Genomic DNA, 692 nt, shown 5'->3' with positions numbered 1-692 from the left:
CTGGCCGATGATCTGAACGTTGCCGGCAGCGTCACCGTCGGCGGCACGCGGATCGACAACACCGGTCTGACGATCGTGGGTGGCCCGAGCGTCACGATCAACGGCATCGACGCCGGTGGTCAGGTCATCACCAATGTTGCGGCCGGTATCGAGGACACCGACGCGGTGAACCTGGGCCAGGTCAACGAGATCGCCGAAGCGACGCGCACGAAGTACTACAGCGTCAACGACGGTGGTGTCATCGGCGCGAACTACAACAACGACGGCGCGGTCGGCATCGACTCGCTGGCCGCAGGCAAGGGCGCCAGCACCACCGGTGCCTACGACGTGGCCATCGGTACCGGTGCCAACACGACCGGCGCCTACGGCGGCACCGCGATCGGTGGCGGCATCGCCGGCGATCCGGCGCGTGCACCGACGACGGCGGGCCAGTTCGGCACGGCGGTCGGCTTCTCGGCGCAGGCACGTGGCACGGGTGACACCGCGGTGGGCACGTACGCCACCACGGGTGACGGTGCGGCCGATGCCTATCGCACCGCGATCGGCTACCGCGCCGAAGCCAGCGGCATCGCCGCGACGGCGATCGGCCAGTTCAACCGGGCAACCGGTGAGCGCAGCATCGCAGTGGGCTACGAGGCCTCGGCGCTTGCCGACGATGCACTGGCGGTGGGCGCGAACAACACCGCGAGCGG

Annotated in this window: 1 pseudogene; it reads left to right on the top strand. The window is 69.5% G+C overall.

Going from position 1 to position 692, the window contains the following annotated elements:
* A pseudogene (locus tag AC3A4E_RS17260) lies at positions 1–692 on the top strand (hypothetical protein); the annotation flags it as partial.

This window comes from Luteimonas sp. Soil_N_1, assembly GCF_057656255.1.
This window is presented reverse-complemented; position numbering and strand designations above follow the sequence as displayed.